Source organism: Ensifer sp. 22521, from assembly GCF_052044795.1.
Classification (GTDB): Bacteria; Pseudomonadota; Alphaproteobacteria; order Rhizobiales; family Rhizobiaceae; genus Ensifer.
Map to the genome: position 1 here is coordinate 40,341 of NZ_JBQENM010000004.1, position 20,282 is coordinate 60,622.

Annotated in this window: 18 protein-coding genes and 1 pseudogene; 10 read left to right on the forward strand and 9 right to left on the reverse strand. The window is 62.8% G+C overall.

Annotated features, from left to right (window positions below; all coding sequences use genetic code 11):
* Positions 1-241: pseudogene (locus tag ACTJKE_RS06300) on the forward strand (LysR family transcriptional regulator); the annotation flags it as partial.
* 571 nt (positions 242-812) lie between these two features.
* Here the strand turns inward: ACTJKE_RS06300 and ACTJKE_RS06305 are convergent.
* Positions 813-1,010: a heavy-metal-associated domain-containing protein gene (locus tag ACTJKE_RS06305; protein ID WP_058325980.1), complete on the reverse strand. Its 198-nt coding sequence runs from the start codon at positions 1,008-1,010 to the stop codon at positions 813-815.
* Between the two features lie 430 nt (positions 1,011-1,440).
* Between ACTJKE_RS06305 and ACTJKE_RS06310 the strand changes: the two genes are divergently transcribed.
* Positions 1,441-2,733: an NCS2 family permease gene (locus ACTJKE_RS06310; protein WP_113511524.1), complete on the forward strand. Its 1,293-nt coding sequence runs from the start codon at positions 1,441-1,443 to the stop codon at positions 2,731-2,733.
* Positions 2,734-2,828: 95 nt separating this feature from the next.
* On the opposite strand, the gene ACTJKE_RS06315 is transcribed toward ACTJKE_RS06310, so the two are convergent.
* Entirely contained in the window at positions 2,829-3,149 is a 321-nt protein-coding gene (locus ACTJKE_RS06315; protein ID WP_093232756.1) for a 2Fe-2S iron-sulfur cluster-binding protein, read from the reverse strand.
* 39 nt (positions 3,150-3,188) lie between these two features.
* On the reverse strand, positions 3,189-4,442 hold the full coding sequence (locus tag ACTJKE_RS06320) for a cytochrome P450 (protein WP_058325982.1): 1,254 nt from the start codon (positions 4,440-4,442) through the stop codon (positions 3,189-3,191).
* A 112-nt stretch (positions 4,443-4,554) separates the two neighbouring features.
* On the opposite strand from ACTJKE_RS06320, the gene ACTJKE_RS06325 reads away from it, so the two are divergent.
* On the forward strand, positions 4,555-5,403 hold the full coding sequence (locus tag ACTJKE_RS06325; RefSeq protein ID WP_082663409.1) for a helix-turn-helix transcriptional regulator: 849 nt from the start codon (positions 4,555-4,557) through the stop codon (positions 5,401-5,403).
* 98 nt (positions 5,404-5,501) lie between these two features.
* Here the strand turns inward: ACTJKE_RS06325 and ACTJKE_RS06330 are convergent, their stop codons facing one another.
* The 3 genes from ACTJKE_RS06330 to puuE all read right to left on the reverse strand — a co-directional run bounded on the left by ACTJKE_RS06330 (position 5,502) and on the right by puuE (position 8,543).
* Positions 5,502-5,987, reverse strand: a complete 486-nt coding sequence (locus ACTJKE_RS06330) for an ureidoglycolate lyase (RefSeq protein ID WP_058325983.1) — start codon at positions 5,985-5,987, stop codon at positions 5,502-5,504.
* A gap of 107 nt (positions 5,988-6,094) precedes the next feature.
* A complete protein-coding gene (alc, locus tag ACTJKE_RS06335; protein ID WP_058325984.1) occupies positions 6,095-7,117 on the reverse strand; it encodes an allantoicase in 1,023 nt (340 codons plus the stop codon).
* Between the two features lie 10 nt (positions 7,118-7,127).
* Positions 7,128-8,543 carry an allantoinase PuuE gene (gene puuE / locus ACTJKE_RS06340; RefSeq protein ID WP_058325985.1) on the reverse strand — a complete coding sequence of 472 codons (1,416 nt, stop codon included), beginning with the start codon at positions 8,541-8,543 and terminating at the stop codon, positions 7,128-7,130.
* Positions 8,544-8,715: 172 nt separating this feature from the next.
* Here puuE and uraH point away from each other — a divergent pair, with 172 nt between their 5' ends.
* Genes uraH through xdhC form a run of 4 tightly spaced genes read left to right on the forward strand, consistent with a single transcriptional unit; the run spans position 8,716 to position 13,805 of the window.
* Positions 8,716-9,087: a hydroxyisourate hydrolase gene (gene uraH / locus ACTJKE_RS06345; RefSeq protein WP_440691442.1), complete on the forward strand. Its 372-nt coding sequence runs from the start codon at positions 8,716-8,718 to the stop codon at positions 9,085-9,087.
* A 3-nt stretch (positions 9,088-9,090) separates the two neighbouring features.
* A complete protein-coding gene (gene xdhA / locus ACTJKE_RS06350) occupies positions 9,091-10,569 on the forward strand; it encodes a xanthine dehydrogenase small subunit (protein WP_113511526.1) in 1,479 nt (492 codons plus the stop codon).
* Between the two features lie 11 nt (positions 10,570-10,580).
* Positions 10,581-12,920 (forward strand): xanthine dehydrogenase molybdopterin binding subunit, encoded by a 2,340-nt coding sequence (xdhB, locus tag ACTJKE_RS06355; RefSeq protein WP_058325988.1) that lies wholly within the window; start codon positions 10,581-10,583, stop codon positions 12,918-12,920.
* Between the two features lie 18 nt (positions 12,921-12,938).
* The gene (gene xdhC, locus ACTJKE_RS06360) at positions 12,939-13,805 is read left to right on the forward strand and encodes a xanthine dehydrogenase accessory protein XdhC (RefSeq protein ID WP_058326138.1); all 867 of its coding nucleotides are present in this window, start codon (positions 12,939-12,941) and stop codon (positions 13,803-13,805) included.
* Positions 13,806-13,809: 4 nt separating this feature from the next.
* Here the strand turns inward: xdhC and ACTJKE_RS06365 are convergent, their stop codons facing one another.
* Positions 13,810-14,616, reverse strand: a complete 807-nt coding sequence (locus tag ACTJKE_RS06365; RefSeq protein ID WP_058326139.1) for an NAD(P)H-dependent oxidoreductase — start codon at positions 14,614-14,616, stop codon at positions 13,810-13,812.
* A gap of 94 nt (positions 14,617-14,710) precedes the next feature.
* Between ACTJKE_RS06365 and ACTJKE_RS06370 the strand changes: the two genes are divergently transcribed.
* Positions 14,711-15,637, forward strand: a complete 927-nt coding sequence (locus tag ACTJKE_RS06370) for a LysR family transcriptional regulator (protein ID WP_058325989.1) — start codon at positions 14,711-14,713, stop codon at positions 15,635-15,637.
* A gap of 3 nt (positions 15,638-15,640) precedes the next feature.
* Here the strand turns inward: ACTJKE_RS06370 and ACTJKE_RS06375 are convergent, their stop codons facing one another.
* Positions 15,641-16,555, reverse strand: coding sequence for a LysR family transcriptional regulator (locus tag ACTJKE_RS06375; RefSeq protein ID WP_057249217.1), 915 nt, complete (start codon positions 16,553-16,555; stop codon positions 15,641-15,643).
* Positions 16,556-16,702: 147 nt separating this feature from the next.
* Here ACTJKE_RS06375 and ACTJKE_RS06380 point away from each other — a divergent pair, with 147 nt between their 5' ends.
* Positions 16,703-17,941: a urate hydroxylase PuuD gene (locus ACTJKE_RS06380; protein ID WP_440691444.1), complete on the forward strand. Its 1,239-nt coding sequence runs from the start codon at positions 16,703-16,705 to the stop codon at positions 17,939-17,941.
* Complete coding sequence (gene guaD / locus ACTJKE_RS06385) at positions 17,938-19,290, forward strand: guanine deaminase (RefSeq protein ID WP_440691446.1); 1,353 nt, start codon at positions 17,938-17,940, stop codon at positions 19,288-19,290. The genes ACTJKE_RS06380 and guaD overlap by 4 nt, the downstream gene beginning before the upstream one ends.
* 113 nt (positions 19,291-19,403) lie before the next feature.
* Here the strand turns inward: guaD and ACTJKE_RS06390 are convergent, their stop codons facing one another.
* A complete protein-coding gene (locus tag ACTJKE_RS06390) occupies positions 19,404-20,225 on the reverse strand; it encodes an IclR family transcriptional regulator (RefSeq protein ID WP_058322583.1) in 822 nt (273 codons plus the stop codon).
* Positions 20,226-20,282: the final 57 nt, after the last annotated feature.

Below are 20,282 nucleotides of genomic sequence, written 5' to 3' on the forward strand. Positions count from 1 at the left end.
GGGTATCGACGCCTTGACTGTGCTTCCGCACAGCGTCGTCTTCGCGCTACGCAACGAAAAATCGATCACAGCACTTCCGGTTTCCGTCCCACACCCGGAACGTGCCCTTGGGCTTCTGAGACGTGCGACCTCGGCGCATACCCCGGCCATCGAAAAATTCTCGGAACATATCCGCCACAGCTTCGACCAGCTTCAGCATCTCATCCATCGACATGAACAGGCCGTGGTTTGGGGTGTTTAGCCGGATTGCGCCCATGCGAACCGGCAACCGCATTGCGGATCTGTGACGGGACGACCTCGATTGCGAGGACGGCGTAGGTTCGTTCGAGCGAATTCAAGTTCAATCCGTGGATCGAATGCAGGTCGGTATCCGCTTGACGCCGCGGGCGTCGTGAAACCGCTTAGGAGTTCAAGAAAGAGATTCCCGGCAAGTCCGATACGGCAGAAATCATCGCTTTCTCCATTTCTGCCGCGCAAGCACGTGATCGGTACGTGACCGTTTTTTCCTGTAGGCGTCTCCGACATCACGCGGGCACCATTTGCTCCTCGGGCGAAAGTCTCGGCGGCCAGTTTTGTTCAAGACGGTGTTTCAGAAACTGACATCAGTTCCGATGGCGCGGCGAGCGCAATGGAGACGACGACGGCGGTGGACCCGAACGCCCAGCTTCGTGGGCCCGACGATCCAGAAAATGCTCCCTCCGAGGCGGCCGAGTCCGGCTTGCGCGACATGGATCCACCCGGTTGGGGCCGTGGATGGTCCCCGGCCCATGACTGATGCCTGCAGGAAGGTCGTTTCCTGCGCGGCCCATCGTCTAGAGTGCGCGGCTTTCGTAGCCGGCGGCCCTCAAGGCGTCGGCGATCGGGCCCGCGCCGGCAACGGTCTCGACGCTGACTTCCCTGTTGCCGAGATCGACCTTGATCGTCGCCTGCGGGTCGACGCTCAGGATCGCTTTCTGGACGGCACCGGCGCAGTGGCCGCAGGTCATGTTGTCGATCTTGTAGGTCTGCATGCTTGTCTCCTTCGTTTCGGTGTGAGAGAAACATGGCGGTTCCCAGCGTTGGAAGGTCAAGAGGGCCTTTCAACATATTTTTTCGAGGGATTCCGGGCCCTTTGTATGGTGGCGAACACGCGAAAGGCGCCGTTTCGGCGCCGACAAATGCTCCGAAAATTTTGAAAGTCTTTCCTCATCGATCCCGGGAATGGACGGCTAGCGGTCCGGCTTCGGAAGTCGCACAATCCCAAGGCTGTGCAAGAGGCATTCGCGTCGTCCGAAAGAGGGCGGACGATCGCCAGCCGGCGCGGAGCCCTAAATCGGTTTCGTGAAGCGATCGTCCCGGAACCTCCGGGCGTTCGAAATGCACTGGTCGGGAACTGGAGGAGACGGTTTCCCGGTCACTGTCGTTCGGCTGCGTCGTGGTGACGCCGCCAAGGGAGGAAAGATGTTTGAACGACTATTCAAGCTGAAAGAGCATCAGACGACGGCGCGCACCGAGGTGATCGCCGGTATCACGACATTCCTGACGATGTCCTACATCATCTTCGTCAACCCCGACATCCTGTCGAGCACGGGCATGGATAGGGATGCCGTCTTCGTCGCAACCTGTATTGCCGCCGCACTCGGCTCCGCCGTCATGGCGCTCGTAGCCAACTGGCCGATCGGCATGGCGCCCGGCATGGGCCTCAACGCCTTTTTCGCCTTCACCGTCGTCGCGGCCCTCGGCTTCACCTGGCAACAGGCGCTTGGTGCGGTCTTCATTTCGGGCGTGATCTTCCTGATTCTCACCGTGACCGGTGTGCGAAGCTGGCTGATCGCCGGCATTCCGCATTCACTGAGAAGCGCGATTGCCACCGGTATCGGCCTCTTCCTCGGCATCATCGCCTTGAAGAACGCCGGCATCGTCGTTGACAATCCGGCAACGCTCGTGGGCCTCGGCGATCTCAAGCAGACCGGACCGCTGCTCGCCATCCTCGGCTTCTTCGTGATCGCCGTGCTCGATGCGCTGAAGGTTCGCGGCTCGATCCTGATCGGCATTCTCGTCGTCACCGTGCTATCGATGATCCTCGGCGTCAGCGAGTTCAAGGGGATCGTCTCGGCACCGCCGAGCATCGCGCCGACCTTCCTGCAGCTCGACATCATGGGCGCTCTGCATGGCGGCCTGCTGCATGTCATCCTCGTCTTCGTGCTCGTCGAAGTGTTCGACGCAACCGGCACCCTGATCGGTGTTGCCAAGCGCGCCAAGCTAGTCGAAGAGGGCAAGCCGAACCGTCTCGGCCGCGCGCTTTTGGCTGATAGCACCGCGATCGTCGCCGGCTCGCTGATCGGCACCAGCAGCACCACCGCCTATGTCGAAAGCGCCTCGGGCGTTCAGGCCGGCGGCCGCACCGGTCTGACCGCACTCACCATCTGCGTGCTCTTCCTGGCAGCGCTGTTCTTCTCGCCGCTTGCAGCTGCCGTTCCGTCCTATGCGACGGCTCCGGCTCTGCTCTATGTCGCCGGCCTGATGATGCGCGAACTGACCGAAGTCGACTGGGACGACCTGACGGAAGCGGCACCCGCTGCGCTCACGGCGCTCGCCATGCCCTTCACCTACTCGATCGCCAACGGCCTCGCCTTCGGCTTCGTGAGCTATGTCGTCTTGAAGGTCTGCACCGGCAAGTGGAACGTCATCCACCCGGCCACCCAGATCGTCGCCGCATTGTTCATCGTGCGCTTCGCGTTCTTCGCCGAGTAGCGAAATTTGGCCAGGGCATCGTCGCCTCGGCCAATGAGAACTTCCCCGTAAGTGCTGGCCGGAGCAACGAAAATGTTGCCCCGGCCTTTCTGATCTCAGTATTGTCCGGCCGGCAGATGCACCACCAGGCCATCCAGATCGGCCGAGACGGTGATCTGACAGCTCAGGCGGCTGCGCTCGTTGGGATTGACCACGCACTCGATCATGTCCTGTTCTTGAAAATCGGGCGCCGGCAATCGCTCGGCCCATTCGCCGTCGATGTAACAGTGACAGGTGCCGCAGGCGCAGGAGCCGCCGCATTCGGCGGCAATCGCGTCGATGCCGTTCTGCACCGCCGCGGACATCAGCGATTGGCCGACCTCCGCCTGCACTTCTTTGGTCGTGCCGTCCGCGTCGATGAAGACGATCTTGGGCATGGGTATTCTCCGGTTCTTAGAAGTCGGTTTCAGTGCGGGTCAGGCTTGCCGGATGGCAATCTTCAGCCCCTTGGGGCCGCGCACCGAAAGGCCGCGCTTGTATTCCGGTTCCCGGTCCACGAGTTCGATGGTCGGGAAGCGGCGAAGCAGGGTGCTGAAGATGATATCCATGTCGAGCCGCGCGAGGTGGTTGCCGAGACAGAAGTGCACGCCGCCGCCGAAGGCGAGGTGCCGGTTGGGCGTGCGTCCGATGTCGAAGGTGTCGGCGTTCTCGAATTGCTTGGGGTCGCGGTTGGCCGCACCGTAGAGCAGGCCGAACTTGGTGCCGCGCTCGAAGCGCCGGCCGCAGATCTCGACGTCCTCGACGCAATGGCGGTGGAAGAAGGGAAGCGGGGATTCGTACCGGAACATCTCCTGGACACCGGTCTGGATCAGGCCGGGTTCGTTCCTCAGCCGCGCCATCTGCTCGGGAAAGCGCAAGAGCGCATGCATGCCGCTGCCGAGCACGTCGATCGTCGAGCCGTGGCCCGCCATGAGGATCAGCATGCAGGTCGAGATGAATTCGTCGAAGTTCATTGCGCCGGAGCGCTCAGCCTCGATCAGCACCGATATGAGATCATCTTTCGGCGCGCGCTCGCGCTCGGCCTTCAGCGCCGTCAGATACTCGTAGAACTCGATAGTGTTGTCTTCGGCGATCTGCTTGCGTGCGTCGGAGCGATCGACGTCGAAGAACTGCACGATGTTTTCCGACCAGATGCGCAGCTGCGGACAGTCCTCGTCCGGGACGCCGAGCAGGCGGCCGATGATATGACCGGGCACGTGGGCGGCGAGGTCGTCGACGAAATCGATCTCGCCGCGATCGGCAAGGCTGTCGATCAGGCGGTCGACATAGGCCTGGATCTGGTCGCGCAGCTTGGCGATCATGGCAGGCGTGAACAGCTTGAACACCTGCTTGCGCAGCCGGTCGTGCACGGCACCGTCGCTGTCGAGCAGGCTGAACTGCACGAAGCGCGCATGGTGCGGCATGTCGTGCCAATTGGCGGCGCGCTGTAGTTTCGCAAGCTCCTCGGTGGTCGCAATGTCCTCGAGCGAGCGCACCATGCGCTTGTCCATGACGATCGCCGAAACGTCCTCGAAGCGTGAGGCCAGCCAGATGTCGAAATCCGCGAAGAAATGCAGCCCTTCCTTCTCACGCAGGGCGCGGTAGGTCGGATAGGGATCGTGGGCGAAATCCGGGGACAGCGGCGCGAAGGTCAGCTTTGCGGCTTCGCCGTGCGGCGTGGCTTCGGTCATGGGCAATACTCCGTGCATCAAGCTGCATGATAGCGTCGCCACGGTCTCATTGGGAATGGTACGCTGTCGCAAGATGATGGACAAAACTCGCATTGACTGACAAAAAACGCGGATGCTGTCTGAAAACGAAGAGATCCATTTCCATACGCCGGCCAAATTTGCCGATGCGTTTCCCTATCTGGCGCTGGTGGCCGGAAGCCGGACTGCCCGTCCTGAGGAAGCGCCGATCCGCAAGCGGTTCCACCAGCATGTCTTTGTCTACACCACCGGCGGCCGCGGGCTGATAGAGGTGCGCGGTCAACGGTTCCTGGCCGAAACGGGCAATGTCGCCTGGCTCGATACTGCGCAGGCCTATGCGCACAGCTGCGCGCCCGACAGCGAAAACTGGCGCTATCTCTGGATGGGGATCGAGGGGCACGGTCTCGATGCGCTCTACCAGTTCCTGGGTGTCCAGCAGTCGCCATTGTTCGCGCCGAGGGATACGCAGACGGCACGCGCTGCCTTTGAGGCCGTGAGCGGGTTTCTTGCGGAACGCTCGCCTGCGACCGATGCCTTGGCGAGTGCGGCTATCTCCGGGCTGATCGTGGACATGATCGGTCCGCGTCTGACCGGCAGTGAGCCGGGCGAGGATGCATCGGGCGAGGATCGTTTGTTGGCTGTTCTTTCAGCGATGCGTGACGATCTCGCCCGCGCCTGGGCGATCGATGATCTCGCGGTCCTAGCGCGGCTTAGCCAGTCGCAACTCTTTCGCCGCTTTCGCGATATGGTGGGCACGACGCCGATGGACTGGCTGCGCCACGAGCGTATCAACCAGGCGAAGCGCCTGCTGGTCGGCCGCGATGTGAAGGTTTCCGCGGTGGCGGCGATATGCGGCTATCCCGATCCCTATCATTTCTCGCGCGATTTCCGCCGGGTGACGGGATACACGCCGACGAAGTTCCGTCGGGACGGCGGCTACTGATGTCGATTGATGGGCATCAGGAAAACAGTTGAGCCCTACGGTACGCCCCGTGACCCACGCACCGATGACCCGGTCAGTTGACCGGGCCATTCGTTCATTCATACAATCAGGAACGGCTCCTTGAAGAAGTGTTCCTCCAGATTGACGCCTTCGCCGCCGCGGTCGACAACCGCGAAATCCGAGACATCTTCGAGTGGTGTCAGGATGCCGTGCCAGACATTGCGGGCGATGTTCACGCCTTGGCCCGGTGTGGTCTTGAAGGCGATCGGTTCACTCGGGCCTTCGTCAGTTTCCCGGGAGACGACGACGAGGAACGGATTGTCGCTCAAGGGAATGAAAGCCTGGCTGCCGAGCGGATGTCGCTCGACCATGGTGAGCTTGAGCGGCAGCGGATAGGGTTCGCTGCGCACCAGGCTGATCATCGGCCGGGCCTTCTCGCCCGTCGTTTCGATCTTGGCGAGATCGTGATAGCGGGTGCATTTGCCGCCGTTGATGGGGAAATTGTGGGCGTTCTCCGTTTCGATTACGTCGCCGTAGGGCGCAAAGGCCTCCCGGGTCAGTGGCTGTATGACGATCTCCTTCATGCGACGCTCCTCCGTGCAATGTTGATCGATGGCAGCAATTCCGGGGAAAGCGCTTCCCTGGAACTTGCGGTTCAGGTCCGATCATTTCGTTTCCTCTGCGAAACGATCTAGGGGCTGCCGGCTTTCGCAATACGCCCGAAGACACGCAGCCGGCTGATGCCGCCATCGGGGAAGATGTTGAAACGCACATGGGTTACAGGGCCCGGCGCTTTGAACTCGTTTGCTCCGTAGGTGTGCAGGCTGTCGGCCGAGAGCTTCTGCTGCGGCAGAACCTCGCGCCAGAACATCGACGATGCGGTGATCGAGGCAGCCAGCTCGCACGTGGCTGCGCTGAGGTCGGCTGCCTGCAGCGAGCAGGCATCCGGGTAGTTTCCCTTGAAGTGGGCGGTGTCGACCACGATCCGCTCGACCGCACCGCGCGCGGCAAGTTTCACCACGATCCAGTCGTTGCCGGGCTCGCGCCGGCGGCGCGTCTCCCAGCCATCGCCCATGTTGATGCCGCGTCCGGGCGCAAGCAGCCGCTGGTGGCCGTAGTGCCCGTTCGAATACGCGATGATGCGGCCGCCGAGCAGCGACGAGGCGAGATCGACTGCCGTGTCGCCGATCGCCGCCCGGTCCAGGGCGGGCGTGCCGTAAACCTTGAGGCGGGCGATGCCGCCATCGGGATAGATGCGCAGGCGGACATGGCTCCAGACCGCTTCCGACCTGGCCTCGAAATGATGAAGCGCACTCGGCCCGAGCGGCCGCGCGCAGACAAGTTCCGTCCAGGCCGTGTGCTCATCCGGTCCATCGGGCGCCAGACAGGCGTCGATGGCGCAGGCGCTCGGATAGTTGCCGGTGAAATGCGCCGTATCGACCTCGAAGCCGCGGATACGACCGTTTGCGGCAAGCGCGATGATGGCATGATCGTTGCCGGGGCCGCGGCGACGCCGCGTCTCCCAGCCGTCCATCCACTTACCGTTCTCGTCATAGACACCGGGATGATAGACCGGCGGCGCGTCCTGAAGCATGCGCTCGAGCGGCGCGAAGAACTCGTCGGTTGCGAAGACCGGCCGCGCGCCGAGAGCGGCGGAGGCGAGGTTGATCGCGTTCAGCGCGAATTCGGGCGGGCTCACGCCGTCGGTCGTCATCGCGAGGCCCTCAGCTCGGCAACATGTCCTTGAGGCGCAGATAGGCGATCCGCTCCACCTGCCGGCACGCCGTCTCGAACTCCGTCTCGCGATCGTTTTCAACCCGGCTTTCGAAGGCAGCAAGGATTTCGCCCTTGGTGCGTCCCTTGACCGCCAGGATGAACGGGAAGCCGAACTTCTCGACATAGGCTGTGTTGAGCGTGGTGAAGCGCTCGCGCTCCGCGTCGGTCAGCGCATCGAGTCCGGCGGAAGCCTGCTCGTTGGTCGAGCTTTCGGTGAGGCGTTTCGCCTGCGCCAGCTTGCCGGCGAGATCCGGATGGGCGATCAGAACGGCAAGCCGCTCCTCGGCGGAGGCTTCGCGGAAGACGGCGGAGAGTGCGGCTGTAAGACCGAGCGCCGTGTCGTTGGCGGGTGAAAGCTCGCCCTGGACGGCGCGCTTAGCGATCCACTTCGAATGTTCGAAGACGCCGCCGAATTTGGTGACAAAGGCCTCTTCGCTAAGCCGCGACGGGCGATCGTCCCAGGCCTTGAACGGATAGGTCTCTGTCCAGTAGCGAGCGATGTCGACGCGCTTTGCAAGCCAGACCTTTTCATGGCTCTGCACATAGTCGAGGAAACGGGCCAGTGCTGCGGCGCGGCCGGGACGGCCGACGAGGCGGCAGTGCAGCCCGATGCTCAGCATCTTCGGCGCACCGGCGGTGCCTTCGGCATAGAGCACGTCGAAGCTATCCTTGAGGTAGCTGAAGAACTGGTCGCCGCTGTTGAAGCCTTGTGGCGTGGCAAAACGCATATCGTTGCTGTCGAGCGTATAGGGGATGACGAGCTGATGGCGCCCGGCATGCTCATGCCAGTAGGGCAGATCGTCCGCATAGGCGTCGGAAACATAGTCGAAGCCACCAGCTTCGGTGACGAGATCGAGCGTGTTGTCGGAGCAGCGGCCGGTGTACCAGCCGCGCGGTCGCTCGCCGGTAACGATCGTGTGCAGCCGGATCGCCTCGGCGATCTCCTGGCGCTCGCGCTCCGGCGAAAAATCCTTGTGCTCGATCCACTTGAGGCCGTGCGAGGCGATTTCCCAGCCGGCATCCTGCATGGCGGCGACCTGTTCCGGCGAGCGCTTCAGCGCGGTGGCGACGCCATAAACGGTCGCCGGCACGCCGCGTTCGGTGAACATGCGGTGCAGCCGCCAGAATCCGGCCCGCGCGCCATATTCGTAGATCGATTCCATGTTCCAGTGGCGCTGGCCCTGCCAGGCCTGCGCGCCGACGATTTCCGACAGGAATGCTTCGGAGGCCGCGTCGCCATGCAGCACGCAGTTCTCTCCGCCTTCCTCGTAGTTGATGACGAATTGTAGGGCTATGCGCGCGCCGTCGGGCCATGTGATCTTGAAGTTCGGGCCGTGGCCGTGAAGATCGCGGGGGTATCTCATCAAAGCAGCTCCTCCAGACATTTTCGTCTCTGCAGCAAATTTCTAGCCGCATTTGTTTCGAGCCATTCCCCCCAAAAATTTTGAAAGTCTCGAATGATCCGCTCGCTACCAAGCGGGCCGGAATGCCGGAATACTGCGAGGTGGAAAGCTGACTTCGGGAGGAGCGAAAAGAATGCAATCTCATGGTGGAAACGCCGGTCGCCTGACGACGCACGTGTTGGATACGGCAAGCGGCAAGCCGGCCGAGGGGCTGCGCATCGAGCTCTACCGGGTCGATGGCGATCGCCAGACGCACATCAAATCGGTCAAGACCAACGACGACGGCCGCTGCGACGAGCCGCTGCTCAGCGGCGAGCGCATGGAGACGGGCACCTACGAGCTGCATTTCCACGCCGGCGACTATCTCGGCGGTCAGAGCAAGCGCGGCGAGAACTCGTTCCTCGACGTGATCCCGATCCGCTTCGGCATCGATAACCAGGGTGCGCACTACCACGTGCCGCTGCTGCTTTCGCCCTATGGCTACTCCACCTACCGCGGGAGCTGAGTGATGACGATCCAGATCCGCAACACCATTCGTTTCCTCTTGAACCACCGCCTGGTTGAGCTAGCGGACGTCTCACCGGTCGAGACCCTGTTAGATTTCCTGCGCATCGACCGCAATCTGAAGGGCACCAAGGAAGGCTGCGCCGAGGGCGACTGCGGCGCCTGCACGGTGCTCGTCGGCCGCCTGCTCGACGGCAAGCTCAAATACGAGTCGGTCAATGCCTGCATCCGCTTCGTCGGCTCGCTCGATGGCTGTCATATCGTCACGGTGGATTCTTTGGCACAGCCAGTCGGTCCGCTGCACCCGGTGCAGCAGGCGATGGTTGATACCCATGCCTCGCAGTGCGGCTTCTGCACGCCGGGCTTCGTGATGTCGCTCTATGGCCTTTGGATGGAAAACCCGAAGCCGTCCATCGCCGAAATCGAAAAGGCGCTTCAGGGCAATCTTTGTCGCTGCACCGGCTATGCCGCGATTATCCGCGCCGCCGAAGCGATCTCGACGGTCGGCGACGTCGGCAAGGATCCGCTGGTCGCCGAACGCGATCGGATCGCCAAAGAATTGGCTGCCCTGCAGGATGGCCGCCGCGTCGAGATCGGAACTGAGTTGGAGCGCTTCATCCTGCCGGGTTCGGTCGATGATTTCGCCGCCGTGTTCGAAGCCAACCCCAAGGCGACGATCGTCGCCGGTTCGACCGATGTCGGGCTCTGGGTGACGAAGTTCATGCGCGACATCTCGCCGGTCATTCACCTGACCCACCTTGAAGAGTTGCGCCGCATCACAGTCGATGCGGATGGCGTCACCCTTGGCGCCGGTGTGAGCTATGCCGAGGCCTATCCTGTCATCGTCGAGCATTTCCCGCAGTTGACGGAGCTGTGGGACCGTATCGGCGGCCAACAGGTGCGCAACATGGGCACCGTCGGCGGCAACATCGCAAACGGCTCGCCGATCGGTGATACGCCGCCGGCGCTGATCGCGCTCGGCGCGTCGATCACGCTGCGCAAGGGCGCGCGCCGTCGCACCGTCGCGCTTGAAGATTTCTTCATCGCCTATGGCAAGCAGGACCGCGAGCCCGGCGAGTTCGTCGAAAGCGTGCGCATCCCGTTTGTTTCCGAAAATGCCCGTGTCGCCGTCTACAAAGTGACGAAGCGTCTGGACGAGGACATCACTGCCGTTTGCGGCGGCTTCAACATCGCATTCGACACCGGTCGGGTTACCGACGCGATCATTGCCTTCGGCGGCATGGCCGGGACGCCGAAGCGAGCCTCCAATGTCGAGGCCGCACTCAAGGGCGCGGAGTGGAACGAGGACACGATCGAGCGCGCGGTAGCGGCGTTTGACGAGGATTTCACGCCGCTCACCGACTGGCGTGCCTCGGCCGAGTACCGCCAGCTGGTGGCGAAGAACCTGCTTCGCCGCTTCTATCTCGAAACGCAGTCGAGCGGCCAGATCCGCCTCGATCGCACCATTGCTGTCGCGGTTTAAGGGAGGAAGCTATGAACGTGATGCAGCCCATCGACCGCATCCGCGGCGGCGTGCACGAAAAGGAACGGCACGAATCCGGCCACAAGCATGTGTCGGGTACGGCCGAATATATCGACGACATCCCGGAACCCCAGGGCACGCTGCACGGCTATCTTGGCCTGTCGCAGCGCGCGCATGCTGATATCCTCTCGATCGACTTCGAAGCGATAAATAGCAGCGAAGGCGTGATCGGGGTGCTGACGGCGGCCGACATTCCCGGCGAAAACGACATCAGCCCGGCCCACACGCACGATGAGCCGATCTTCGTCACCGACAAGGTGGAGTTCCACGGCCAGCCGATCTTTGCCGTCATCGCCACCTCCCGTGAGGCGGCCCGCCGCGCGGCGGCCAAGGTCAAGATCGAGTACCGCGACCTGCCGCATGTGACCGACGTGCTGGAAGCGGCGGCCGCCAACTATCCGCTGGTCATCGATCCGCTCAAGCTCGAGCGGGGCGACATCGAAGCCGGCTTCGCCAAGGCGAAGAACATCCTCGAAGGCGAGATGCGTATCGGTGGCCAGGATCACTTCTATCTGGAAGGGCAGATCTCTTTCGCCATCCCCGGCGAGGACGACGAAGTTCTCGTCTACTCCTCAACGCAGCATCCGGCTGAGACGCAGCACATGGTCGCGACCGTGCTCGGCGTGCCATCGAATGCGGTCACCGTCAACGTGCGCCGCATGGGCGGTGGCTTCGGCGGCAAGGAAACCCAGGCCAACATTTTCGCCGCCGTTGCAGCGGTTGCTGCCAAGAAATACCGCTGCCCGGTCAAGGTCAGGCCCGATCGCGACGACGACATGAGCGCGACCGGCAAGCGTCACGACTTCCATGTGGACTACAAGCTCGGTTTCGATGACGAAGGTCGTATCGAGGCGGTGGACGCGGTCTTTTCGGCGCGCTGCGGCTATTCGGCCGATCTCTCCGGTCCGGTCACCGACCGCGCCCTGTTCCACGCCGACAATTGCTACTTCTATCCGAACGTGCGCTTGCGCTCGCGGCCGCTGAAGACCAATACCGTTTCCAACACTGCATTCCGCGGTTTCGGCGGTCCGCAGGGCATGGTCGGCGGCGAACGCATGATCGAGGAGATCGCCTATGCCGTCGGCAAGGATCCGCTCGAAATCCGCAAGCTGAATTTCTACGGCGGCGAGGGGCGAAACCTCACGCCCTATCACCAGACCGTGGAAGACAACATCATCGGCCGGATCATCGAGGAACTGGAAACCTCGGCCGACTATGCCAAGCGTCGTGAGGCGGTGCTCGCCTTCAACCGCGAAAACCATGTGGTCAAGCGCGGCATCGCGCTGACACCGGTGAAGTTCGGCATCTCCTTCACCAAGACCGAATACAACCAGGCCGGCGCGCTGGTGCACGTCTATACGGATGGCTCGATCCATCTGAACCACGGCGGCACCGAGATGGGGCAGGGGCTCTACACCAAGGTCGCCCAGGTGGTTGCCGATGAGTTCCAGGTCAATCTCGACCGGATCAAGGTGACGGCGACGACGACCGGCAAAGTGCCGAACACGTCGGCGACGGCTGCTTCGTCGGGCTCCGATCTCAACGGCATGGCGGCCGCCAACGCCGCCCAGCAGATCAAGGAGAGGCTCGTGCGCTTTGCCGCTGAGCGCTGGAACGTTGCTGAGGCCGACGTCGCTTTCGAGCCGAACACGGTTCGCATCGGCGCCGAACGCCTTGGTTTCAACGAGTTCATCAAGATCGCCTATGGCGCCCGCATCCAGCTTTCGGCTGCCGGTTTCTACAAGACGCCGAAGATCCACTGGAACCGCGCGGAAGGCCGGGGCCGGCCGTTCTTCTACTATGCCTATGGCGCCTCTTGCTCGGAGGTCAGCGTCGATACGTTGACCGGCGAATACCAGGTGGACCGCACGGATATCCTGCACGATGTCGGCCGGTCGCTGAACCCGGCGCTCGACCTCGGTCAGGTGGAGGGCGCCTTCGTTCAGGGCATGGGCTGGTTGACGACGGAAGAACTCTGGTGGGATGCCAAGGGTCGGCTGCGCACGCATGCGCCTTCGACCTACAAGATCCCGCTCGCATCGGATCGCCCGCGCGTCTTCAACACGCGGCTTGCCGAATGGTCGGTCAACCGTGAGGAAACCATCCGTCGGTCGAAGGCGGTCGGGGAACCGCCGTTCATGCTCGGCATTTCCGTTCTGGAGGCCTTGTCGATGGCGGCGGCCAGTGTTGCGGAGTATCGTATAGCACCGCGCCTTGATGCGCCGGCGACGCCGGAACGGGTACTGATGGCGATCGAGCGGCTGCGGGCGGCCGCGAGGCAGAAGGGGTAACAGGGGCTGATTGTCATGGTGGCGAGCCGCGAGGATATCAGGGACTTTCTCCGACGCGAGCCGGATTGCGTGCTCGTGGAAGTGACGGGTGCGGCCGGCTCGACGCCGCGCGACACCGATGCCTGGATGCTCGTCGCCACCGATAGCCTCTTCGGCACGATCGGCGGCGGCCAGCTCGAATACATGGCGATCGACCATGGCCGGCGGGCGCTAAAGCGCGGCGACGCGCCGGAGGCGATGACCATCCCGCTTGGTCCGGAGATCGGCCAGTGTTGCGGCGGGCGCGTGGCACTCGCCTTCACACGCATCGATCGGGAGAAAGCCGCCATGCTGATTGAACGCAGCGACCTGGAAATCGCCAGCCGGCCGCATGTCTATGTCTTCGGCGCCGGCCATGTCGGCGATGCGCTGGCCATGGCGCTGTCCCTGGTTCCGGTCCGCACCGTGCTCGTCGATACCCGCGAGAACGAGCTTTCGGCTGTCGCCGACAATCCCGGCATCGAGACTTGCTTGACGGCCATGCCGGAGGCGGTCGTGCGCGACGCGCCTCCCGGCAGCGCCTTCGTGATCCTGACGCACGACCACGCGCTCGACTTCCTGATCGCCGCCGAGGCGCTTCGCCGCGACGACGCATCCTATGTCGGCATGATCGGCTCGAAGACGAAACGCGGGACCTTCAAGAACTGGCTGTCGCGTGAGATCGGCCGCCCGGATCTTTTCGACCGGCTCGTCTGCCCGATTGGCGGCACGACGGTTAAGGACAAGCGGCCGGCCGTCATCGCCGCGCTCGCCGCCGCGGAAGTCATGGCGGCGGCGCTGAATTTCCGGCAGCCGGCCCAACCCGATAGCCCGCGTCGTCCGGCTGTCGCGAAGTTTGCACGCTAAAGGCTCAGGCGCTATTGCCCTGGTGTATCGCACCGTTCAGGTGAAGCGCAAAGCCGCGCGCGTCTGCGGCTTCGATATCTGGACGCAGTTCAAGGGTCGGGATCAGGTAGTCGCCGCCATTCTGCCGGCGATAGGGAATAGGCGTAGTGGTTGTTAGCGTGCGCATCCTTTGCCTCAGCCGTTCGGCCGTCGCTTCGAAATCGGCTTCGTCAAGACCGTCGACGCGGTAGGCGACAAAAGGCGGAAGCACGTCGTAGCCGGGATAATAGAGAACGCCGTGATTGATCGGGAACAGGAGGTCGTCGATCGGTCCGTTGACCCCGCGCGGTGAGTAGTGTTCTTCCCAGCCACCTGTTGTCACCACCAGCATGGCGCGTTTTCCTGCGAGCGTTCCCTCGCCAAACCGCTTGCCCCAGTATTTGTCGCTGTGTTCGCCGACCCCATAGGCGAAGCCGTAGGCATAGACGCGATCGACCCAGCCTTTCAGGATCGCCGGCATCGAGTACCACCACAGCGGAAACTGCAGGATAAGGGTATCGGCCCATAGCAGCTTTTCCTGCTCGGCCCTGACATCAGCGGTCAGGGTATTGGTCGCGAAGGCTTCCTTCGAGGCACGGCTTGGCTTGAACCGGGCATCCGGAATGAGCGCGGGGAAGTCGGCGCGGTCGATCTCGGATTTCCATCCCTCGGCATAGAGGTCGGTGACGCGCACCTCGTGTCCCTCGGCTTCCAACGCCTTGACGGCGACATCGCGCAGCGTCCCGTTCAGCGAACGCGGTTCGGGATGGGCATAGACAAGCAGAACTTTCATGGTCGGCAATCCTTCAGTCGTGAACTGAGACTTTAGGTAGACCGCCGTTTGTTCATGCGGTAGATATCCAATATGGATATGATTGTGCCGAAAAATGGATAAATCGGATGTGACGCTGGAACGCATGCGGAGCTTCGTGCGCGTCGCCGAGCGCGGCAGCCTGTCGGCCGTCGCGCGCGAACTCGGCATCGGCCAGTCGAGCGTTACGCGGCATCTGCGGGAGCTGGAGGAAGCCGTCGGCGTGCCGCTGCTCAGCCGCACCACCCGGCGCGTCACATTGACCGACGAAGGCAGTCGTTACTATGCCAACAGCATCCAGATCCTACGCCTAGTCGACCAGGCAGGCGACGAGGCGCGCAGCACCCGCGGCGCCTCGGCCGGGATCATCCGGGTGTCCTGCACCGCCGCCTTCGGTGTCCTGCACGCAACCCGCCTGATCTTCGCCTTTCAGGATCGTTATCCTGATATCGAGGTCGATCTCAGCCTGACCGATGAGCGCATCGACCTGGTGCGGGAAGGGGTCGATCTCGCGCTGCGTCTCGGGCCGCTCACTGACAGCTCCATGAAGCTCCGGGTGCTTGGCGAAAGCCGTCGGTTGTTCGTCGCTGCCCCCTCCTACCTGGAGGTGCGTGGACGCCCAAACACCCCGCGCGACCTCACAGCCCATGAGGGAATCCGCATGTCGAACGTCGCAGGCAGTGACCTGATCTCGCTGGAAGGAGCAGACGGCCGCAGCCACGCGGTACCCTTTGGCGGGCGTTTCCTCGTCGACCACGGGCTTGCCGCCCGCGAGGCGCTTGTCGCCGGGCGCGGCATCGCACCGACACACCAATGGCTCGTCGACGATCTCCTGGCGAGTGGTCGGCTCGTGCCGATCCTGCCGGGCTACAGGTTGTCTTCGGTTCCGCTCAGCCTGCTGATCGTGCCCGAGCGCGCAGGCATCGCCCGGGTCCGCCTGCTGGTCGACTTTCTCGTCGAGCAGGTCAGCGGTATTGCCGGTATTGAGAAGACGAGAGGCTAGACGCTACTCCAGCGCCTTGCCGATCAAGCGCTGACAACGCTCGGCCATGTAGTCGATCATCAGCCTGACTTTCGGATCCTGGAAGCGCTTGTGTGGATAGATCGCCGCCAGCTGCACGCTGAGCGGCGGCGTGTCGACCAGAATCGGCACGAGCGCGCCGGAATTGATGTGGCTCTTCACTTCGAAGAGAGGCTTGTTGATGATGCCGCGGCCGTCGAGCGCCCATTGGGTGAGCACGTCGCCGTCGTCCGAATCGTAAGGGCCGGTCACCTCGAGTTTGCGCATGCCTTCCATGGTCTGGAGCGTCCAGAAATACTCCTTCGAACCAGGATAGCGCAGCAGCAGACAGTCGTGCTTGTCGGCGATCAACGCGTCAGGGGTTTGGGGCACGCCGCGCTTCTCGAAATAGTCGGGCGACCCGCAGACCACGCGCTCGCAGTTCATGATGCCTCGCATGCGCAGGTTCGAATCTTCAAGGATGCCGAGCTTGAACGCGACGTCGACGCCTTCGGAGAGGATGTCGACATTGTGGTCCGACAGACGAAGCCGCACCTCGATGTCGGGATACTTGTCATGGAATTCGGGAATGCCCGACGCAATCAGGCGCCGACCTATCCCCAAGGGAGCGGTAATCTTCAGCGCCCCCTTCGGATTTCGCGAGAGATCGGCGATCGCGTTTTCGGCCTCGTTGACCGCTTCGAGGATCTTCACCGCGCCGTCGTAGAAGACGCGACCATGCTCCGTCGGGGTCAGCTTGCGCGTCGTCCGATTGAACAGGCGAACACCCATATGGCGTTCCAACTCTTTGATTCTATTGCTGGCAACCGCCGGCGTCACGCGCTGGTCGCGACCGGCCGCCGACAGGGTTCCAAGCTCTACGACGCGCACGAAGACGCGCACATTGTCCAGATAAGACATGCCTCCGTCCCACTCCTCCGGCTTCTCTCTAGCCTATCCATTGCGTCGCTATTTTATAGATTTTTTTGAAAGTGTTGGTGAAGCAGCGACGTTCCCGCGACCTCCAGCAATGACACATAATGGCCCGAGGAGAAATGGGAGAATTGCATGTACGAGTATGCCATAGCCTGGGATTGGCTCACCTTTGCCATGAGATGGCTGCACGTCATCACGGGTATCGCGTGGATCGGTTCGTCATTTTATTTCGTTGCGCTTGACCTTGGCCTGAAGAAGCGACCGGACCTTCCGGTCGGTGCCTATGGCGAAGAGTGGCAGGTGCACGGTGGCGGCTTTTACCACATCCAGAAGTATCTGGTGGCGCCGGCCAACATGCCGGAGCACCTGATCTGGTTCAAATGGGAATCCTACGTCACCTGGCTTTCCGGTTTCGGCATGCTGTGCATGGTCTACTATGCCGGTGCCGACCTCTACCTGATCGATCCGAATGTGCTCGACGTTTCGAAGCCGGTGGCGATCGCCATCTCGCTGGGCTCGATCGCCTTCGGCTGGCTCGCCTATGACACGATCTGCAAGTCGCCCTTCGGCCGCGACAACACCAGGCTGATGGTGCTTCTGTACTTCATCCTTGTCGGCATGGCCTGGGGTTACACGCAGCTCTTCACCGGCCGCGCTGCCTTCCTGCATCTCGGCGCCTTCACCGCGACGATCATGTCGGCCAACGTGTTCTTCATCATCATTCCGAACCAGAAGGTTGTCGTCGGCGATCTGATCGCCGGTCGCACGCCGGATCCGAAGTACGGCGTGATCGCCAAGCAGCGCTCGACCCACAACAACTACCTGACGCTGCCGGTTCTGTTCCTGATGCTGTCGAACCACTACCCGCTGGCGTTCGGCACCCAGTTCAACTGGATCATCGCCTCGCTGGTCTTCCTGATGGGCGTGACCATTCGTCACTATTTCAACACCCGCCACGCCGACAAGGGCAACCCGACCTGGACCTGGCTCGTCACCGCGCTGCTCTTCGTCGCGATCATGTGGCTGTCGACCGTGCCGAAGATCCTGGCCGGCGGCGAGGAGGAAAAGATCTCCGCCGCGCAGCAGCCCTTCGTGACGGCGGAAGCCTTTCCGAAGGTGCGCGACACGGTGCTTGGCCGCTGTTCCATGTGCCATGCCAAGGAGCCGGGCTGGGAAGGCTTGGTCGTACCGCCGAAGGGCGTGACGCTCGAGACCGACACCGAGATCGCCAACCACGCGCGTGAAATCTATCTGCAGGCCGGCCGTTCGCACGCGATGCCGCCGGCCAACGTCACCGGCGTATCGGACGAAGAGCGGCAGCTGCTCGTCGCCTGGTACGAGTCCGTCGTGAATGGAGGAAAGACCCAATGACCGATTTGCTGATCCGCGGCCGCGTGCTGACTTTCGTCGAGGAGCCCAGGGGCATCGACGACACGGCTTCCTATCGCTATTTCGAGGACGGCGCCGTACTGGTGCGGGGCGGCAAGGTTGCCGATATCGGCGAGCATGCCGAGGTCGCTCGTCGCGCCGGCCCCGGCGTCAAGGTGGCCGACCATCGCCCCAATCTCGTGCTGCCAGGCCTGATCGACACGCACCTGCACTTCCCGCAGACGCAGGCGATCTCCTCCTACGGCGCGCAGCTTCTCGAATGGCTGAACACCTACATCTTTGTCGAGGAGCAGAAGTTCCGGAAGCCGGAACATGCCGACTACATTGCCGGCCGCTTCATGGATGAACTCCTGTCCAACGGTACGACGACGGCCGTTGCCTATTGCTCGGTGCATCCGGAAAGCGTCGACGCCTATTTCAGCGCCGCGGAAGCCCGCGGCATGCTGATGATCGGCGGCAAGGTGATGATGGACCGCAATGCGCCCGACGCGCTGCGCGATACGCCGCAACTGGGCTATGACGAGACCAAGGCGCTGATCGCCAAGTGGCACGGCCGCGGCCGTGCGCATTACGCCATCAGCCCGCGCTTTGCCATCACTTCCACGCCGGAGCAGATGGAGGCGAGCCGCACGCTCGTCGCCGAGCACCCGGAGTGCTACGTCCAGACGCATCTTTCCGAGAACAAGGATGAGATCGCTTTCGCGACCTCGCTCTATCCGGAGGCCAAGGACTACACCGATATCTACGCGCGCTACGACCTTCTGACACGCAAGACCTTGCTCGGCCACTGCATTTATTTGAGCGATCGCGAGATCTCGGTTCTCGCCGAGACAGGCGCGGTCGGCACCTTCTGCCCGACCTCGAACCTGTTCCTCGGCTCCGGTCTCTTTGACAGGGATCGCTTCGACAAGCTCGGCGCGCGCTGGTCGGTCGCGACCGACGTCGGTGCTGGTACCAGCTTCTCGATGCTGGAGACGATGGACGAGGCCTATAAGGTGTTGCACCTGCAGGGCCAGCGGCTGACGCCGTTCAACTCCTTCTACCGCATGACGCTCGGCAATGCCCGGGCGCTTGAGCTGGATGATCGCATCGGCTCGCTGCATGTCGGCGCCGATGCCGATATCGTCGTGCTCGACAGTCGCGCCAAACCATCGATGGAACTGCGCATGCGGGTCGCCGGTTCGCTGGCGGAAGAGCTCTTCATCCTGCAGACGATGGGCGACGACCGGTCGGTGGCCGAAACCTATGTTGGGGGCAAGCCGATGAAGGGTGTTGCGACCGCGACCAAGGATACCGCGAACGCGGTGACGAGAAGCTTCGAGACCGCATAGGGCGGACGCCGACTGCGCCTCATTCGCCGTCGGCCGGACACCGATTGGTGCTCAAAGCAGAATCTCCCAGCGCCGCGCGTCTTGATCGATGCGCGGCGCTTTCGTCTGGGCCGTTACAGGTCTTCCGGTCGTTTGCCACCCATTGCCCTCGTCAGGGCGTCGGCGCGTTCGCGCACGATGGGGCCGAAGGTCGAAAGCTTCTGGTCGCTGACGCGGACGGACGGGCCGGAGATCGAAATGCCGGCGATGGTTTCGCCATATTCGTTGAAGATTGGTGCTGCGACACAGCGCATGCCGAGCGTGTGCTCCTCGTCGTCGACGGACCAGCCGCGGTGACGGATTTCCTGGATGTCCTTCAAGAGCGCCGGCAGCGTGTCGCGGGTCTTGTCGGTGAAATGCGCGAGTTCGCGGCCACCGAGCAGCTGGGCGATCTCCTTGTCCGACCAGGTCGAAAGGATCGCCTTGCCGATGCCGGAGGCATGAACCGGACCGCGGCGGCCGGGGCGGAAGAAGGCGCGCATCGGCGCGTGGCTTTCGACCTGCGAGATGAAGACGACGTCGCCGCCTTCCTCGATGCCGATATTCGCCGTCTCGCCGCTTTCCTCCATGAGGCCCTTGAGGAAGGGGCGGCTGATCGTTCCGAGCTTGCGGAACCGCAGATAGGCGTTGCCGATCTCGAATGCCTTGAGGCCGACGGTCCAGGCGCCGGTGTCCGGGTCGTTCATCACCATGCCGTGGCCGGCCAGCGTCGTCAGCAGACGATGCACTGTGGATGGCGCCATGCCGGTCTGGTCGGCAAGCTGGGTCAAGGTCGAGCCGTCCTCCTGGGCGACGACCGTCAGAAGAGCAAGGCTGCGATCGAGCACCTGTACGGATGACGGTGCTGCATTCTCGCCCGCCTTGCGTCCGCGTTTTCCCCTGCCGTTGCCGTCCATCGAAGCCTCTCTGCAAATCACGTCTCTCGCCATCATCCTCTATCAGGCCACGGAGGG

Bases quoted from the DNA above. Each gene is read 5' to 3' on its own strand.
- ACTJKE_RS06375 (WP_057249217.1), bottom strand. From the start codon at position 16,555: ATGTCTTATCTGGACAATGTGCGCGTCTTCGTGCGCGTCGTAGAGCTT.
- xdhA (WP_113511526.1), top strand. From the start codon at position 9,091: ATGACGATCCAGATCCGCAACACCATTCGTTTCCTCTTGAACCACCGC.
- ACTJKE_RS06390 (WP_058322583.1), bottom strand. From the start codon at position 20,225: ATGGACGGCAACGGCAGGGGAAAACGCGGACGCAAGGCGGGCGAGAAT.
- ACTJKE_RS06310 (WP_113511524.1), top strand. From the start codon at position 1,441: ATGTTTGAACGACTATTCAAGCTGAAAGAGCATCAGACGACGGCGCGC.
- ACTJKE_RS06315 (WP_093232756.1), bottom strand. From the start codon at position 3,149: ATGCCCAAGATCGTCTTCATCGACGCGGACGGCACGACCAAAGAAGTG.
- ACTJKE_RS06305 (WP_058325980.1), bottom strand. From the start codon at position 1,010: ATGCAGACCTACAAGATCGACAACATGACCTGCGGCCACTGCGCCGGT.
- guaD (WP_440691446.1), top strand. From the start codon at position 17,938: ATGACCGATTTGCTGATCCGCGGCCGCGTGCTGACTTTCGTCGAGGAG.
- puuE (WP_058325985.1), bottom strand. From the start codon at position 8,543: ATGAGATACCCCCGCGATCTTCACGGCCACGGCCCGAACTTCAAGATC.
- ACTJKE_RS06325 (WP_082663409.1), top strand. From the start codon at position 4,555: ATGCTGTCTGAAAACGAAGAGATCCATTTCCATACGCCGGCCAAATTT.
- ACTJKE_RS06380 (WP_440691444.1), top strand. From the start codon at position 16,703: ATGTACGAGTATGCCATAGCCTGGGATTGGCTCACCTTTGCCATGAGA.
- uraH (WP_440691442.1), top strand. From the start codon at position 8,716: ATGCAATCTCATGGTGGAAACGCCGGTCGCCTGACGACGCACGTGTTG.
- ACTJKE_RS06365 (WP_058326139.1), bottom strand. From the start codon at position 14,616: ATGAAAGTTCTGCTTGTCTATGCCCATCCCGAACCGCGTTCGCTGAAC.
- xdhB (WP_058325988.1), top strand. From the start codon at position 10,581: ATGAACGTGATGCAGCCCATCGACCGCATCCGCGGCGGCGTGCACGAA.
- ACTJKE_RS06370 (WP_058325989.1), top strand. From the start codon at position 14,711: ATGGATAAATCGGATGTGACGCTGGAACGCATGCGGAGCTTCGTGCGC.
- ACTJKE_RS06330 (WP_058325983.1), bottom strand. From the start codon at position 5,987: ATGAAGGAGATCGTCATACAGCCACTGACCCGGGAGGCCTTTGCGCCC.
- ACTJKE_RS06320 (WP_058325982.1), bottom strand. From the start codon at position 4,442: ATGACCGAAGCCACGCCGCACGGCGAAGCCGCAAAGCTGACCTTCGCG.
- alc (WP_058325984.1), bottom strand. From the start codon at position 7,117: ATGACGACCGACGGCGTGAGCCCGCCCGAATTCGCGCTGAACGCGATC.